10 protein-coding genes and 1 pseudogene are annotated in these 15,344 nt (G+C 70.7%); 6 read left to right on the top strand and 5 right to left on the bottom strand.

Annotated features, from left to right (window positions below):
• Positions 1-118 precede the first annotated feature (118 nt).
• The 6 genes from G5C60_RS07995 to G5C60_RS07965 all read left to right on the top strand — a co-directional run bounded on the left by G5C60_RS07995 (position 119) and on the right by G5C60_RS07965 (position 9,823).
• Positions 119-1,621, top strand: a complete 1,503-nt coding sequence (locus G5C60_RS07995) for a class I adenylate-forming enzyme family protein (RefSeq protein ID WP_338145733.1) — start codon at positions 119-121, stop codon at positions 1,619-1,621.
• A gap of 102 nt (positions 1,622-1,723) precedes the next feature.
• Complete coding sequence (locus G5C60_RS07990) at positions 1,724-3,499, top strand: DUF3556 domain-containing protein (protein ID WP_165256183.1); 1,776 nt, start codon at positions 1,724-1,726, stop codon at positions 3,497-3,499.
• Entirely contained in the window at positions 3,496-4,926 is a 1,431-nt protein-coding gene (locus G5C60_RS07985; RefSeq protein WP_165256181.1) for a phytoene desaturase family protein, read from the top strand. Before G5C60_RS07990 ends, G5C60_RS07985 begins: the two co-directional genes overlap by 4 nt.
• A gap of 582 nt (positions 4,927-5,508) precedes the next feature.
• A complete protein-coding gene (locus tag G5C60_RS07980; protein ID WP_165256179.1) occupies positions 5,509-8,184 on the top strand; it encodes an RICIN domain-containing protein in 2,676 nt (891 codons plus the stop codon).
• Between the two features lie 209 nt (positions 8,185-8,393).
• Entirely contained in the window at positions 8,394-9,230 is an 837-nt protein-coding gene (locus G5C60_RS50970; RefSeq protein ID WP_206439233.1) for a hypothetical protein, read from the top strand.
• A 107-nt stretch (positions 9,231-9,337) separates the two neighbouring features.
• Entirely contained in the window at positions 9,338-9,823 is a 486-nt protein-coding gene (locus G5C60_RS07965; protein ID WP_241266589.1) for a DUF5990 family protein, read from the top strand.
• Positions 9,824-9,843: 20 nt separating this feature from the next.
• Here the strand turns inward: G5C60_RS07965 and G5C60_RS07960 are convergent, their stop codons facing one another.
• The 5 genes and pseudogenes from G5C60_RS07960 to G5C60_RS07940 form a co-directional block, all read right to left on the bottom strand.
• Positions 9,844-10,578, bottom strand: a complete 735-nt coding sequence (locus G5C60_RS07960; protein ID WP_165256171.1) for a hypothetical protein — start codon at positions 10,576-10,578, stop codon at positions 9,844-9,846.
• Positions 10,579-10,658: 80 nt separating this feature from the next.
• Complete coding sequence (locus G5C60_RS07955) at positions 10,659-10,865, bottom strand: hypothetical protein (RefSeq protein ID WP_165256169.1); 207 nt, start codon at positions 10,863-10,865, stop codon at positions 10,659-10,661.
• Positions 10,866-11,193: 328 nt separating this feature from the next.
• Positions 11,194-11,811 (bottom strand): annotated as a pseudogene (locus tag G5C60_RS07950) (trimeric intracellular cation channel family protein); the annotation flags it as partial.
• Positions 11,812-11,847: 36 nt separating this feature from the next.
• Positions 11,848-14,547, bottom strand: coding sequence for an FtsX-like permease family protein (locus G5C60_RS07945; protein WP_165256165.1), 2,700 nt, complete (start codon positions 14,545-14,547; stop codon positions 11,848-11,850).
• Complete coding sequence (locus G5C60_RS07940; RefSeq protein ID WP_165256163.1) at positions 14,544-15,329, bottom strand: ABC transporter ATP-binding protein; 786 nt, start codon at positions 15,327-15,329, stop codon at positions 14,544-14,546. The genes G5C60_RS07945 and G5C60_RS07940 overlap by 4 nt, the downstream gene beginning before the upstream one ends.
• Positions 15,330-15,344 lie beyond the last annotated feature (15 nt).

The raw sequence follows: 15,344 nt of genomic DNA, 5'->3' as shown, positions 1-15,344 counted from the left end.
CCGTTTTGTGACGGCGGCACAAAAAGGCGGGTCCGGGCTGGGACGCGAGCCCATGGCCGGACGCGTATCCCCTGCCTACCTTTCAGTTGTGGCCTTTTAGCCTATTACCTTCGTCACGGTGCGACTCAATGGTGAGGAAATCGTGCAGCACATCGCCGAATTGCCGGACGTCCGGGCCGGCCGGAATCCCACCGGATCCTGTGTCGCAGATGATCGCGAGCAGCTGGACAATGACGCTTTTCTGAAACGGGTCCGGTCCGCGGCGAGTGTTCTCCGCACTCACGGAATCGGTATCGGCGACGTGGTCGCGGTGGCTCTTCCGAACCGTCTGGAACTCGTCGTCATCATGTTCGCGGCATGGCGGCTGGGCGCCGCGGTCACGCCGGTGAATCCCGGGCTGACCGATGCCGAGGCCCGCCATCAGATCGAGGATTCCGGAGCCAAGGTGGTGATCACCGAAGGCCGCGGCATGGGAACCCTGGACGTGGCCGCGTTCGCCGGCGCCGCTGCCCAGGCCGAGGCCCAGGCCCAGGACGCCGTCTCTCTCGCATCCGGCGCCAACTCCCCCGCCTCCGACGCCCTCGCCCTGATCATCTACACGAGCGGGACCACCGGCCGCCCGAAGGGCGTCATGCTCGACCACGCCAACATCGCCGCGATGTGCCGGATGATCGTCGACGGCATCGGTCTGGACGAGACCGATCACAGCCTGCTGGTTCTGCCGTTGTTCCACGTCAACGGGATCGTGGTGAGCGTGCTGTCGCCTCTGCTGGCCGGTGGGCGGGCGACGATCGCGGGGCGCTTCCGGGCGTCGGCCTTCTTCGCCTCGGTCGAGGCCGCGCGGCCGACGTACTTCTCGGCGGTACCGGCGATCTACGCCATGCTCGTCTCGTTGCCGGACGACGTACGCCCGGACACCTCGTCGCTGCGCCGGGCGATCTGCGGGGCCGCGCCGATGCCCGCCGAGCTGATCGCCCGGTTCGAGAACCGGTTCGGGGTGCCGGTCGTCGAGGGCTACGGGCTGTCCGAGGGCACCTGCGCGTCGACGCTGAACCCGCCCGCCGGGCCGCGCAAGCCGGGGACGGTCGGGCTCCCGCTGCCGGGGCAGACGGTCGCCGTGATGGACGCCGAGGGCCACCTCCTCGACGCCGGATCGGTGGGCGAAGTGGTGGTCCGTGGCCCGAACGTCATGCGCGGCTATCTCGGCCTGCCGGACGAGACGGCCAGGACCGTCGTCGACGGCTGGCTGCACACCGGCGATGTCGGGCGCTTCGACGCGGACGGTCATCTCGTTCTGGTCGACCGGATCAAGGACATGATCATCCGCGGCGGGGAGAACATCTACCCGAAGGAGATCGAGAAGGTCCTGCACACCCACCCGGCGGTGCTGGAAGCGGCGGTGGTCGGCGCGCCCGAACCGGTGCTCGGTGAGGTCCCGGTCGCGTACGTCGCGCTGCTGCCGGGTGCCGTCGCCACGGCCGAGGAGCTCGTCGACCACTGTCGCGGCTCGCTGGCCCGCGTCAAGGTACCGGTGTCGGTCGTGGTCACCGAGTCGCTGCCGAAGAATCCGGTGGGGAAGATCGACAAACCCCGACTGCGCTCATTCACCGCGAGCTCATAAAGCACAATCGCTCCACGTCACCCCACATCACCCGGACATTTTCATGTGCATTCCCGGTGTGGATCAGCACGCCCGAAAATCGGTACGAGAAAGGCGAGAACAATGGGGTTCAAAACAGGTGACTTCCCGCCGGTCGATCCGGAGACATTCCTGGACAAGCCTCTTCAGGAACGCATGAAAACGTTGGCCCTGCACTGGGTGGAGTACGGTTTCGGCTCGCCGAAGATGATTCCGACGACGTACGTGGTCAAGGTCCTCCTCCTGTACGTCCTCGCCGGTACGGCCCTGGTGACCTGGACCTCGGACGCCGGACCGTTCTGGGACGTCGCCCACTGGTGGGACCAGCCGGACGTCTATCAGAAGCTCCTGCTCTGGACGGTCTTCCTGGAGGCAGTGGGCGTGGCCGGCTCCTGGGGCCCGATCGCGGGCAAGTTCAAGCCGATGACCGGCGGCATCCTGTTCTGGGCCCGGCCCGGCACCATCCGGCTGCGCCCCTGGAAGCGAGTGCCGTTCACCGACGGCGACCGCCGTACGGTGGCCGACGTCGTCCTCTATCTGGCCTTCCTGGCGTCCCTTCTGACAGCGGTCGCCGTACCCACCGACTCCACCGACGGACTCGTGCGCCCGGCCCTGCTGATCGCGCCGATCGTGCTGTACGTCGCGTGCGGCCTGCGGGACAAGACGCTCTTCCTGGCCGCCCGGGGCGAGCAGTACCTGCCCGCGCTGGTGTTCTTCGCCGTTCTGCCCCTCACCGACATGATCGTCGCGGCGAAGCTGCTGATCTGCGTGGTGTGGATCGGCGCCGGGGTGTCGAAGTTCGGGCTGCACTTCACCAATGTCGTGTCGCCGATGGTCTCCAACAGCCCCTGCGTCCCGTCGAAGCGGATCAAGCGGCTCCACTACCGCGACTTCCCCCACGACATCCGCCCGTCGAAGGCCGCGACCCTCATCGCACACGTCGGTGGCACCACCGTCGAGATCATCACCCCGCTGGTGCTGCTCTTCTCCACGAACCACTGGCTGACCGTCGCCGCCGTGGCGTTGATGGTCGTCTTCCACCTCTTCATCGTCTCGACGTTCCCGCTGGCGGTGCCGCTGGAGTGGAACATCCTGTTCGCGTACCTGTCGGTCTTCCTGTTCCTCGGCTTCCCGGCCCAGGACGGCTATGGCGTCGGCGACATGTCCTCGCCGTGGCTGACCGCCGGGATCGCCGCCGCGCTTCTGTTCTTTCCCGTGCTGGGCAATCTGCGCCCGGACCTGGTGTCGTTCCTGCCCTCGATGCGCCAGTACGCGGGCAACTGGGCCTCCGCACTGTGGGTCTTCGCGCCGGACGCGGAGCAGAAGCTGAACTCCCTGCCGCACCGCCCGACCACCAACCAGGTCGACCAGCTCCAGGCGATGGGCTACCCGCCGGCGGTCGCCGAGATCACCATGCAGCAGACGATCGCCTGGCGGTCGATGCACAGCCAGGGCCGCGGCCTGTTCTCCGTCCTCATGAAGAACCTTCCCGACCTCGACCAACGGACCGTGCGCGAAGGCGAGTTCGCGTGCAACTCGCTGATCGGGTTCAACTTCGGCGACGGCCACCTGCACAACATCGACCTCGTCAACGCCGTGCAGTCCCAGGTCGGGTTCGCCCCGGGCGAGTGGATCGTCGTATGGGTGGAGTCGCAGGCCATTCATCGCAAGGTGCAGCACTACCAGGTGATCGACGCCGCGCTCGGGGTCATCGAGCGGGGTACGTGGAGGGTCGCCGACGCGGTCAAGGAGCAGCCGTGGCTGCCGAACGGCCCGATCCCGCTCGACGTGACCTGGACCCGCGGGCAGTCGTCGCCGGTGGTGGGGCAGCAGGGCACGGTGGAAAGCTTGACGACATGAGTACGGCAATCGTGGTCGGGGCCGGCCCCAACGGGCTGGCCGCCGCCATCGCCCTGGCCCGGGAGGGCGTACAGGTCACCGTCCTCGAGGCGGCCGACGAGATCGGGGGCGGCACCCGCTCCGGTGAGGCGATCCTTCCCGGGCTGCTGCACGACCACTGCTCGGCCGTCCACCCGATGACGGTCGGCTCACCGTTCCTGCGCGAGCTCGGCCTGGACCGCTACGGGCTGCGGTGGGCGCTGCCGGAGATCGACTGCGTACATCCGCTGGACAGCGGCACCGCAGGGGTGCTGCACCGCTCGGTCGCCGAGACCGCGGCCGGTCTCGGCGGCGACGGCCGACGCTGGCGGTGGCTGTTCGACGGCCCGTCGGCGGCGTACGACACCTTCGACGCCGACATCCTCGGCCCGCTGCTCCGCATCCCGCGGCACCCAGTGCGACTCGCCCGCTTCGGCGTCCCCGCGCTGGCCCCCGCGTCGCTGCTGGCGAAGGCCTTCGCGACCGACGAGGCGCGGGCACTGTGGGGCGGGGTGGCGGCACACGCCTTCCACCCTCTCGACCGGCCGCTGAGCGCCGCTATCGGACTCGGCATCCTCACCGCGGGGCACCGGCACGGCTGGGCCGTGGCCGTCGGCGGATCACGCCGCATCACCGACGCCATGGCCGCGCTGCTGACCGACCTCGGCGGGAAGATCGAGACGGGTGTGCGGGTGCGGTCGGCCTCCGAACTGCCGCCCACGGACGTGACCCTCTGGGATGTGGCGCCCACCGCACTGGCCGACATCCTGGGCGACCGGCTGCCGCCCAGGGTCGCGCGTGCCTACCGGCGGTTCCGGTACGGCCCGGGGGCGTTCAAGGTCGACTTCGCGGTCGAGGGCGGCGTTCCCTGGACCGCCGAAGCGGCGCGGCGGGCCGGCACGGTGCACGTCGGCGGCACGTACCCCGAGATCGCGGCCACGGAGCGGGACATCCACGCCGGACGGATGCCCGAGCGGCCGTTCGTCCTGGTCGGCCAGCAGTATCTGGCCGATCCCTCGCGGTCGGCCGGCGACGTGCACCCCGTGTGGACCTACGCCCACGTACCGGCCGACTGGTCCGGCGACGCCACAGGAGCGATCACCGCCCAGATCGAGCGGTTCGCCCCGGGATTCCGGGACCGGATCGTCGGCACCTCGGTGCGCACCACCCCCGGATTCGCCGCGTACAACCCGAACTACGTCGGCGGCAACATCATGACCGGCGCCAAGGACATCCCCCAGCTGCTGTTCGGCCCGCGGCCCACCCCGCACCCGTACGACACCGGTCTGCCCGGCCACTACCTGTGCTCCGCGGCCACCCCGCCCGGCCCCGGCGCGCACGGAATGTGCGGAGCCCACGCCGCCGCACGAGCTCTGCGCCACCTCCGAGGGCAGACCTGGAGCCCGTGACGCCGGGGCGGGGAGCGGCACCGGGACCGGGCAGGGCGAGGATGACCAGGATGTGGCCCACGTAGAGGGTCAGGGACATGGTGCCGACGGCGATGATCGGAGTTGCCGGCCGCCGCAGCCACGGCAGGGGCCGACGTGCACGGCGAACATTCCGAAGACGGCCAGTGCACGGGCGAGGTCCAGCCCGACCAGCCGCGCCATCGGCGCCGGCCGTTCCGTCGCCGTGGCGGACTCGGGTGAGGATAGGGAACGCGGAGGGGCCTTCTTGACGGTCTCGATCTCAGTCACTGGGACGACGTTGCCGGGGCGTGGGGGCGGTCAACCATCCGACGGGCTTCGGGAGGTGCCCCGCCGGTCGGCCGACCGGCCCCCGTCGATCGACGGGGGCCGGCGTCAACTGAACGCTGATCAACGCCTACCGCACGCCTGCCGCACCACGAGGTGACTTCGAAGAACTTCCCGGCCCAAGGCAACCCTTTGCGAAGCCTGTGACCACAAGGAGTCGGATCCGGCCATTTCGGTGCCTGAATCCGCCATTCCTCTGGTCCTCTGGTGAACGGCATGCAAGGAGAGCACCTCCCCATGAAAAGCCCCACGAACGGCGGGCGCCGCGGGCGTCACCGCCGTCGCTGGACCGCCACCGGCCTGCTGCTCGGCGTACCCGCCGTCCTCGTGCCGTACCTCCTGTTCGCGCAGGAGGACTCGCAGGCCGCGACGGTCGACGGAGATGCCTACTACCGGCTGGTTTCCGTGCGCAGCGGCAAGGTGATGGACGTCAACGCCTTCTCCACCGCCGACGGCACCCGCATCCAGCAGTGGACCGACCAGGACACCGCCAACCAGCAGTGGAAGCTGAGACCCGCCGGGGACGGCTACCACGAGCTGGTGAACCGCAACAGCGGCAAAGTGCTGGGCATAGCGGGCGGTTCGACCGCCCAGGCAGCTGCCGCCGAGCAGCAGACCGACAGCTCCTCCACCTCCCAGGAGTGGCGGATCGACGAGGTGAGCGGTTCTGACGCCGTCACCTTCACCTCCCGCAGGAGCGGCCAGGTCCTGGACGTCTCCGGAGGCTCCACGGCCCAGGGCGCGGCAGTCATCCAGTATCCCGGCAGGGGCAGCACCAACCAGCAGTGGAAGCTGGTGAAAACGGCCGAGAACCAAGCGGCCGAGACCCAGGCGGCCGAGGCCGGCGGGGCGCAGACCACGGCCGCGGCCGGACCGTATGCGTGGAAGAACGCCCAGGTGGTGGGCGGTGGTTACGTCACCGGGCTGGTGTTCAACCCGCGGGAGAAGGGCCTGCTGTACGCGCGCACCGACATGGGCGGCGCCTACCGCTGGGATGTCGCGGCCGAGCAGTGGATCCCGCTGACCGACTGGGCCGGCGAGAAGGACTGGAACCTGCTCGGCATCGACTCGGTGGCCACCGACCCCGTCGAACCCAACCGGCTCTACCTCGGGGCGGGCACCTACACCAACAGCTGGGCGGGCAACGGCGCGATCCTGCGCTCCACGGACCGTGGCCGCACCTTCCAGCGCACCGACCTGCCGTTCAAGCTGGGCGCCAACGAGGACGGCCGCGGGGCGGGCGAACGGCTGGCGATCAACCCCTCGGACAACGGCACCCTGCTCCTCGGCACCCGCAAGAACGGCCTGTGGCGCAGCACCGACCATGGCGTGACATGGAGTCAGGTCTCCTCCTTCCCCGTCAAGGACGGGGCGAGCAGCGGCGCGGGCATCTCCTTCGTGGCGTACGGACCGGCCGGAAGCAAGACGGTCTATGCCGGCGTCGCCGACAAGTCCACCTCCCTGTACCGCTCCACCGACGGCGGCAGCACCTGGCAGGCCGTCTCCGGGCAGCCCACCGGGCAGATGCCGCAGCACGGCGTGCTCTCCGGTGACGGCTCGCTGTACCTGACGTACACCGACGTCGTCGGACCCAACGGCGTGACCGCGGGTTCGGTGTGGAAGTACACGCCGGCCGGCGGGGCGTGGAAGAACGTCTCGCCGTCCCAGGGCAGTTACGGGTTCTCCGGTCTGGCCGTCGACCCGCAGAAGCCGTCCACGGTGATGGTCACCACCCTCGACCGCTGGTGGCCCGAGGACGAGATCTACCGGACCACCGACGGCGGCACGACCTGGAAGGCCCTGGCCTCGAAGTCGGAGCGGGACGCCTCCGGCGCTCCTTACGTCGGTACCGGCACCGGGCACTGGATGACCGCCCTGGCCATCGATCCCTTCGACTCCGGGCACGTGCTGTACGGCACCGGCAGCGGCATCTGGCGCAGCAAGGACGCCAGCGCCACCGACAGCGGCGGCACCAGCCACTGGACCGTGGGGGCCCGAGGGCTGGAGGAGACCGCGGTGCTGGACGTGATCGCCCCGCCCGGCGGTGCCACCGTCATCTCCTCCATGGGTGACCTGGGCGGTTTCCGCTACGGCTCCTCCAGCTCCCTGGCCGAGGTGCCCGCCGGGCGGCTGAAGAACCCGATGATGATCACCAGCACCGACATCGATTTCGCCCAGTCCAACCCGTCGGTGATGGTCCGCGTCGGCCGTGGCGGCGATCAGGACGGCGCCTACTCCACCGACGGCGGCAGCAGCTGGAGCGGCTTCAAGGCTGAGCCGGTGAGCAGCGCCGACAGCGGCCAGGTCGCGCTCGCGGCCGACGGCTCCGCCATCGTCTGGACCGAGGAGGGTCAGGCCCCGTACCGCTCGACCGACAAGGGGGCGAGCTGGTCGCAGGTCAGCGGCCTGGGCAACGGCGCCGTGGTCGTCGCCGACCGCTCCTCGGACAGGACCTTCTACTCACTGTCCGGCGGCACGCTCCACGCCAGCACCGACGGCGGGGCGACCTTCACCGCCCGCGCCACCAACCTGCCCGCCGGCCGGCTCGCGGCCGTCCCCGGTATCGCCGGGGACCTGTGGATCGCCGGCGGCGCCAAGGGGCTGCTGCACTCCACCGACGGCGGCCGCACCTTCACCACGCTCGGGACGGTGCAGTCCGCCTCCGCCCTCGGCTTCGGCAAGGCCGCGCCGGGCGCCGCCTACCAGGCCCTGTACCTGATCGGCACCGTCAAGGACGTCACCGGCGTCTTCCGCTCCACCGACAAGGGCGCCACCTGGCTCCGCGTCAACGACGACGCCCACCAGTGGGGCAGCATCGGCGGCACCGGCGTCGTCACCGGCGACCCCGACACCTACGGGCGCGTCTATGTCGGCACCAACGGACGCGGCCTGCAGTACGGCGACCCGTCCTGACCCCAACACCCGAGCGGGGCCGCAGGCATCACGGCCTGCGGCCCCGAGCCGATGTGTTGCTGTGTCACGGCTGTGCCACGGCGGTGTCCTGAAGGGAAGACGGGCGTGACCTGAGGCCTCTGGGACTCCTCATAGTGAGCACAGGGCGGGAACCGGCGGAAACGCCGCCGGGCGCCTGCTACTCCCCACTTCGGAAGGAACTTCCCGTGATGAACCGTCACCTGCGCAAGGCCGTCGTCGTCACCGCCGCGCTCACCGCCGGGGTGCTGATGACGGCGTGCCAGAACGGCACCGACGACAGCTCGTCCGGCTCGAGCGGGACCAGCCCGGCGGCGGTCGCGGAGAAGGCATCGGACGCCAAGAACTCCAACGGCGTCAGCGGCTCGTTCAAGAACGGCAAGGTCACCTATCTCGCCCCGGGCAAGTACATCGTGTCCGTGCCGGGCAAGGGCGACCAGCAGTTCCTGGTGTCCGACGACACCGAGGTCTACGGCGTAGGCACGATATGCGGCGAGGCGGGGTCCAAGGTGGACGCGCCGTGCACGCTGGATCAGCTGGAGGCGGCCACCAAGAAGGTCGCCGTGAGCGCCGACGTGGAGATGAAGGACGGTATCGCGGCCCTGGTGACCGAGCGGCGTGCCCCGCAGCAGGACGCCGGCTCCGGCTCCGGCTCCGGCTCCGGCTCCGGCTCCGGCTCCGGCTCCGGCTCCGGCTCCGGCTCCGGCTCCGGCTCCGGCGAGACCGTCGTCGAGGGCATCGACGAGGGCAAGGGTGTCAACGGAACCTGGTTCGGCAACGTCTCCTACCTGGCGCCGGGCAAGTACACGGTCTCCGACATGAAGGGCGTCGAGCAGCAGTTCCTCGTCGCCGAGGACACCGAGATCTGGGGTTACGGCGACATCTGCGGTGACACGAACACGGGCGAGGGCGGCCAGGGCGGTATCGAGTGCACCGAGGCCGAACTGGAGACGGCCGCCAAGAAGGGCTTCTCCGCCGAGGTCGTGATCAGCAACGGCATCGCGACCACCATCCGCGACGACCACTGAGCCGCAGGCCGACCGCAACGCACCGCGCCGGACGCCGGCGCGGTGCGGCCCACCCCGGTTCGAGGTCGGCTGACCTCTGGGCGGATGATGGCGGGATGATGGCCGGCATGCGCATCCGCATCGACGCCGTCGACCTGCCCGGCCTCACCTGCCCGGCCCCTGTCGACGGCAAAACCCCCGCGTACGGCAACATCCACGTCGCCGTGCAACGCCGTGACCGTCCGGCCGAACTCCTCGATCCGCAGCCCGGTGACGCACCGTCCGCGACCTGGACCCTGGAGTGCACCGCGAACGTCTCGCCGACCGGCACCGAGGTCAAAGGCCCCTACGTGCAGGACCGTCTGGGCCGACGGTTCATCTACCTGTCGTGGGGCACGGTCGACGAGTCGGGCACCTTCACGATGTTCCGCCGCGCCAAGCTGCTGCTCGACGTCATCCCCGCCGACGTACTCGCCGCCGCCGCACGCGACGGGCTGCTGGTCGGGCGCCTCGGCCTGACCGACGCACAGGGCGGGCCCCTTTGCGCACGCGTCGAGCCCCCACACATCACCTGGACCGCGGAACGCGCCGACCAGGAACGTGCGGGGGCATAGGTCCAGTAGGTCTTGGCGCTTCAGGCCGCGCGTTGCGTCTCCTGGCTGAGCCTGGCCGAGGACACGACCGTGTAGGAGAAGCGCCCCCAGCGGCCGGTCCTGCACAGAGCCAGTCCCAGGCGGTCGAGGAGAGGGGTCAGCCGCAGCATCCGGGCGCGGAGGGCGGCCCGGGACAGCGGCTGTTCGGCCGATCCCAGCAGACGCGTCAGATCGTGGCAGCACCAGGGCTGGGGACCGGCGAGAAAGAGACCGAGAAGAACCTTCTGCGAAACCTGGTGGGCGGGCAGGTAGGAAGGCGACAGCTCCCGGCCCTGCACCTGCGCCTGCGCTTGCCCCTGCCCCTGCCCCTGCCCCTCGTATCGGGGCGTGCGTGCTTCCTTCCTGGCCAGCCAGCGCTGATCCGCCACCAGCCGGGCGGCCAGTTCATCGACCGGCATGCTGCGCGCGAGAACGTTGGTGGCACCCGCTTCGAGCAGCGCGGCAGGGCAGGTGTCCTCGGGCACGAGGACGGTCACGGGTGCCAGCCGCCGCAGCAGCGCGACGCGGTGTCCGAGAACGTACGCGCATCTCTCGTCCGGCACGTCGGGCACGTCGAGAACGGCCAGCGGTCGCGGCCGTCCGGTCAGCAGTTCCGCGTAGGCGTGGAGTGCGCCCCAGGGGTGGATCACTGGAGGGAGCAGCTGAGTTCTGCGCGCCTCGCGCAACAGTGGCCCGCTGCGCGCCCGGTCGAGGGAGATCACCGTGGCAGACCGCATGACACCTCCGTGTTCTTCCATGTCTCTGTCTCTTCGTTCTTCTCCGGCGCGACGGGTCTTCTCAGCGGGGGCGGGTCTTCTCAGCGGGGCGGCACTCGGTCACGCCGGTCGGCATCCCGCCGACGTGTGGAGAGGTACGGTTCCGGGGCCCTGGCCCCACGTCCCGCGACGAGTTCCTCCGTACCCGCACCGCTGAGGGAGGTCAGGACGGAGAACACTCCGGCGACGAGGAGGCAGAGCCCGGCGAGGACGGCGATGCTGATCTGGATCACGTTGAGTATCTGCATGCCTTGACGATCTCGCCCGGCGGCAGGTCCTCCCCTCGGCCCGGGAGCCGATTCCGCCCACCGCACCTCGGCCATTCGGCCGACCCACCGCTCGGCCGTTCTGCCTGGCGGGCGAATCCGGTTCTGATCACTTCGGCCTTGACCGCGTGTGCCGGTCGGGGAGCCGGATGCGGAGGGTGTCCTCCATCGGCGGGTACTGACCGTGGACGGCGGCCGCACCCTCCGACCGCACGGATGAACGCACGGACGACTGCCCGGATGGCCGCACGGACGACTGCCCGGAGCCCGCCTGCTGTCGCATCCCGGTGAAGGGATCGCGCCACATACGCGAGCGGGGGGTGCGCCAGTGGCGGCGAAGGGCGAGCAGTCTCAGGAGGAAGGCCGCCAGGGCGGCACCGACCGCGGTGAGGACGTTCAGCACCTCGACGGCGTGCAGCAGTGCCACGGCGCCGGCGCCGACGAGGGCGGGCAGTGCGTACAGATCACGGTTCCAGCGGAGGAGGGGTGGCACTTCGAGCGCCAGCAGGCTGCTGAGGACACCGCCGCCGACGGCCGTGGCCACCCCGAGCGTGGTCGCGGCGGTGAGGCCGAAGCCATGGGTGAGGGCCTTGATCGTCCCTGTGACGCTGAACAGTCCCAGTGCCGCCGCGTCGAACCCGTCGAACATGGAGCTGTCGTGGTGGATGGTCGCGCCGAAGAAGATGATCAGGGCCGCGCCGAGCGGCGCCAGGCAGTAGCCGAGGTCGGCGAACGCCACGGGTGTGACACCGATGACGAGGTCGCGGAAGAGTCCGCCGCCCAGGCCGGCCGCCTCGGCGAGAGCGATCGTTCCGAAGATGTCGAAGTCCTTGCGGACGGAGAGAAGTGCTCCGGAGAGCGCGAAGGCGAAGATTCCCAGGAGATCCATCGCGTACTGGATCCAGTGGCTGAGTTCGCTCGTCGGCATGGGTTCGTTTCTCTTCCGGTCTCTCCGGCTCCGCGCTCATTCGGTGGTGCCCAGCGCCACCACCGGGCTGACCCGGGCCGCGCGGCGGGCGGGCAGCAGCCCGGCGAGCGCGGTGACGAGCACCAGTCCCAGGAAGACCGCCAGCAGTTCTCCGTACGGCAGTGCCAGCGGCGCCCCGAGGTTCAGCAGCCGGACCGCCAGCCAGGCGTAGGGCACGCCGAGAGCCAGACCGAGGACGCCGCCGAGGACGCCGTACAGGGCGGCCTCCATGCCGATCAGGAAGCGGAGCCCGGACCGGCCGAGGCCCAGCGCACGCAGCAGTCCTGACTCGCGGGTGCGTTCCAGCACGGTGAGGCCGGTCGTGGTGCCGACGCCGACGACGGCGATGAGTACGGTGAGCCCGAGCAGACCCAGCGACAAGATGGCCATCATCTCGATGTCGGCGGCGCTGTCGTCGCGGTCCTCCGCGAGGATCCTCAGCTCCATCGCGCTGTCCGGGCCGACGGTCTTGCGAATCGCCTGCTCCGCCGCGTTGCGGGCCGTCTGTCCTGACTCGGCGGCGTTCGCGAGGACACCGGCCGGCAGCGGCGAGGCGCCCATCTTGTCCAGGTCGCCCGGCGTGACGATCGCGTCGGCGCCCAGGGGTCCTTCGTCGGGCAGCGTGGCCGCGACGGACATCCGCAGGGTGCCCTTCTTCGCCGTGGTGAAGGTGATGCTGTCGCCGGCCGCCATGCCGAGTCCCCTGGCGAATCTGCTGCTCACGATCACTTCACCCGGACCGAGATCGCTCAGTGAGCCGCTCACCGGGCGAAGCAGCCGTGAGGAGGGCAGAGCGGTCGGGTCCAGGTCGACGGCGGACGCCTCCATGCCGTCGACGGAGACATCGGTCTGCCGGTATTCGGTCACGTCGGCGAGCTGGGGTACGGCCTTGAGCCGGCGTACGAGGTCGGCGCTGAGGCCGTTCACCGTGCCGCCGTCGACGGCGTTGCCGTTGTCGGTGGCGTTGCCGTTGTCGTTCCCGTTCCCGTCGCCGTCGCCGTTCACGGTGCTGCTCACATCGAAGTCCGCGGGTGCCTGGACGGCGAGTTCCCGGTCCATGTGGCCCCGGAGGGTCTCGATGCCGACGAGGGTGCCGGAGACCAGGGTGACGCCGAGCGCGACGACGACCGACACGGCCGCCGCGCGACGCGGAGCGCCGCCGATGCCGCCGACGGCGAGTGTCCCGGTGGGCCCGAGCCGGCGCAGCGGCCACCCGGCGGCCGCCAGCAGCGGGCGTACGAGCAGCGGCCCGAGGGTGATCAGTGCGAGGAACGCCAGGGTGCCCGAGAGGACCGTCAGCATCAGGCCCGCGACCGAGTCGTAGTTCAGGTCGCCGGGTTCGGGCAGGTCGGCGAGGAGCACACCGGCCAGTCCTGCGGCGCCGGCGGCGAGGAGCAGGCCGGTGCCGAGGCGCGCACGGCCGATGCCGCGTTCGCCCGCCAGGGTGCCGGCGCTGCGCAGTGTCTGCAGCGGGGAGACCCCGGCGGCGGACGACGCGGGAGCGAGCACCGCGCCGACGGTCACCAGTACGGCGCCGAGCACCACCGCCACAGCCGCGGCCACGGGCACCGCGGGCGCCGAGAGGCTCATTCCGGCCGCGTCGGCGATCACCGGTGCGGCGTATCCGGCGCCGAGTGCCAGCAGGACGCCGGCCGTACCGGCGATGAGGCCCACCAGTGCGCCCTCGACGGCGAGCGCCCGGACGAGTTGTCCGCGGTGGGCGCCGATGGTGCGCAGGAGTGCCAGTTGGCGCAGACGCTGGGCGAAGACGACGCGGAACGTCGAGGTCGCGACGAGAGCGGCGGCCACCACGGCGATCGCCAGGAACATCGCGATGAGCCGGAAGACATCCGCGTACTGGTCCACCGCGGCCTGGGCCTCATCGCCGCGCACGGTGTCACCGGGAACGAGATCGAACTCCGCACCGGAAGTGCGCTGGAACACCGCGGACAGCCGCTCGGTCAGCGCCTCGGCGGACACACCGGGTTCCGCGCGGACGTCGATCCGTGGATAGCCCTCGATGTGTCCCATCGCGTTGAGGGCGGCGGCGGGGGCGTAACCGATGGCCTCCCGGTCGGAGTTCGCCTCGACCACGCCCGTGACGGTCACGGTGACCGTCCGTGTCCCGCCGGTCTCGCCGGTCTCGCCGGTCTCGCCGGTCTCCTCGGCGTCCCCGCCCACCGGGACGAGCAGGCCGACCCGCTCGCCGGGCTCGATGTCCAGTCGCTGCGCGGCCTGCCGGTTCACGGCCAGTTCGAGGGGACCGTCCGGGTAGCCGCCCGTCACGAGCCGCACCCGGGACAGCGGTCCGCTGCCGGGGTCGCCCTGAAGTTCCAGATAGCGTCGGGAGACCTCGGCGAGTGACACCCCGTTCTCCGTACGGGTGGCGACCTCGGCCACTCCCGGTACCGCCTGGACGGCCTTGAGCTGCGCGTCGGTGATGACGTCGTCGTCGCCCAGCACGACCAGGTCGGCGGCCTCGGGGGTGCCGCGGAACCGGTCGACGGTGGTCTGTTCGGTGATCTGCTGGGCCATCACGGTGCCGAACACGACGAACGCGGCGACGAGCACCGACAGTCCGGTCATGAGGAGTCGGCCGGGCCGGGCCAGCGCCCCGGCGAGCTGGGTGCGCAGCACGGCGGCCAGCGGTCCCGGACGCGGTCCCGGGACCGTACTCGGCTGCGGTTCCCGGCTCATCGGGTGCCCGCCAGGTTCTGCAGCGCGCGGGTGACCGACGCCGGGCTGGGGGTGTCCAGGTCCTCGACGATGCGGCCGTCGGCGAGGACGACGACGCGGTCGGCGTAGGCGGCGGCGCCCGGGTCGTGGGTCACCATGACGACCGTCTGCCCGAGGGCGCGCGCCGACTCCCGCAGGAAGCCCAGCACGTCGGCGCCGGAGCGGGAGTCGAGATTGCCGGTGGGCTCGTCGGCGAAGACCACGGCGGGCCGTGCCACCAGGGCGCGGGCCAGCGCGACCCGCTGCTGCTGGCCGCCGGACAGCTCACCGGGCCGGTGGGTCATCCGGCCGCCGATCCCGAGGACGCCGATGAGGTGGTCGAGCAGCTCCTGGTCGACGGGTCGGCCGGCCAGGTCGAGCGGCAGGGTGATGTTCTGCCTCGCGGTCAGCTGCGGCAGCAGGTTGAACGACTGGAAGACAAAGCCGATCCGGTCGCGCCGTACGGTGGTCAGCGCCCGTTCGGACAGGCCGGTGAGGTCCGTACCGTCGATCAGCACCCGCCCGGAGGTGGCGGTTTCGAGGCCGGCCAGGCAGTGCATGAGGGTGGACTTGCCGGAACCCGAGGGGCCCATGATGGCGGTGAAGCAGGCGCGTGCGAAGCCGACGGTCACCCCGTCCAGGGCTCGTACGCCGGTGTCGCCATCGCCGTAGACCTTGACGAGGCCCTCCGCGCCGACGGCGGTGTCATCGCCGGCGTGGCGGGAAGTGCTTTCAGTTCTGTGCGCGACGGCGCGGATTCCCATGGTCTGATTCCCCTG

It is taken from the genome of Streptomyces scabichelini, from assembly GCF_011045015.1.
In the GTDB taxonomy this organism is placed as follows: domain Bacteria; phylum Actinomycetota; class Actinomycetes; order Streptomycetales; family Streptomycetaceae; genus Streptomyces; species Streptomyces scabichelini.
Note: the sequence above shows the minus strand (reverse complement) of the source record. Positions and strands in the feature narration are given on the sequence as shown.

Bases quoted from the DNA above. Each gene is read 5' to 3' on its own strand.
- G5C60_RS07990 (WP_165256183.1), top strand. From the start codon at position 1,724: ATGGGGTTCAAAACAGGTGACTTCCCGCCGGTCGATCCGGAGACATTC.
- G5C60_RS07985 (WP_165256181.1), top strand. From the start codon at position 3,496: ATGAGTACGGCAATCGTGGTCGGGGCCGGCCCCAACGGGCTGGCCGCC.
- G5C60_RS07980 (WP_165256179.1), top strand. From the start codon at position 5,509: ATGAAAAGCCCCACGAACGGCGGGCGCCGCGGGCGTCACCGCCGTCGC.
- G5C60_RS50970 (WP_206439233.1), top strand. From the start codon at position 8,394: ATGAACCGTCACCTGCGCAAGGCCGTCGTCGTCACCGCCGCGCTCACC.
- G5C60_RS07965 (WP_241266589.1), top strand. From the start codon at position 9,338: ATGCGCATCCGCATCGACGCCGTCGACCTGCCCGGCCTCACCTGCCCG.
- G5C60_RS07960 (WP_165256171.1), bottom strand. From the start codon at position 10,578: ATGCGGTCTGCCACGGTGATCTCCCTCGACCGGGCGCGCAGCGGGCCA.
- G5C60_RS07955 (WP_165256169.1), bottom strand. From the start codon at position 10,865: ATGCAGATACTCAACGTGATCCAGATCAGCATCGCCGTCCTCGCCGGG.
- G5C60_RS07945 (WP_165256165.1), bottom strand. From the start codon at position 14,547: ATGAGCCGGGAACCGCAGCCGAGTACGGTCCCGGGACCGCGTCCGGGA.
- G5C60_RS07940 (WP_165256163.1), bottom strand. From the start codon at position 15,329: ATGGGAATCCGCGCCGTCGCGCACAGAACTGAAAGCACTTCCCGCCAC.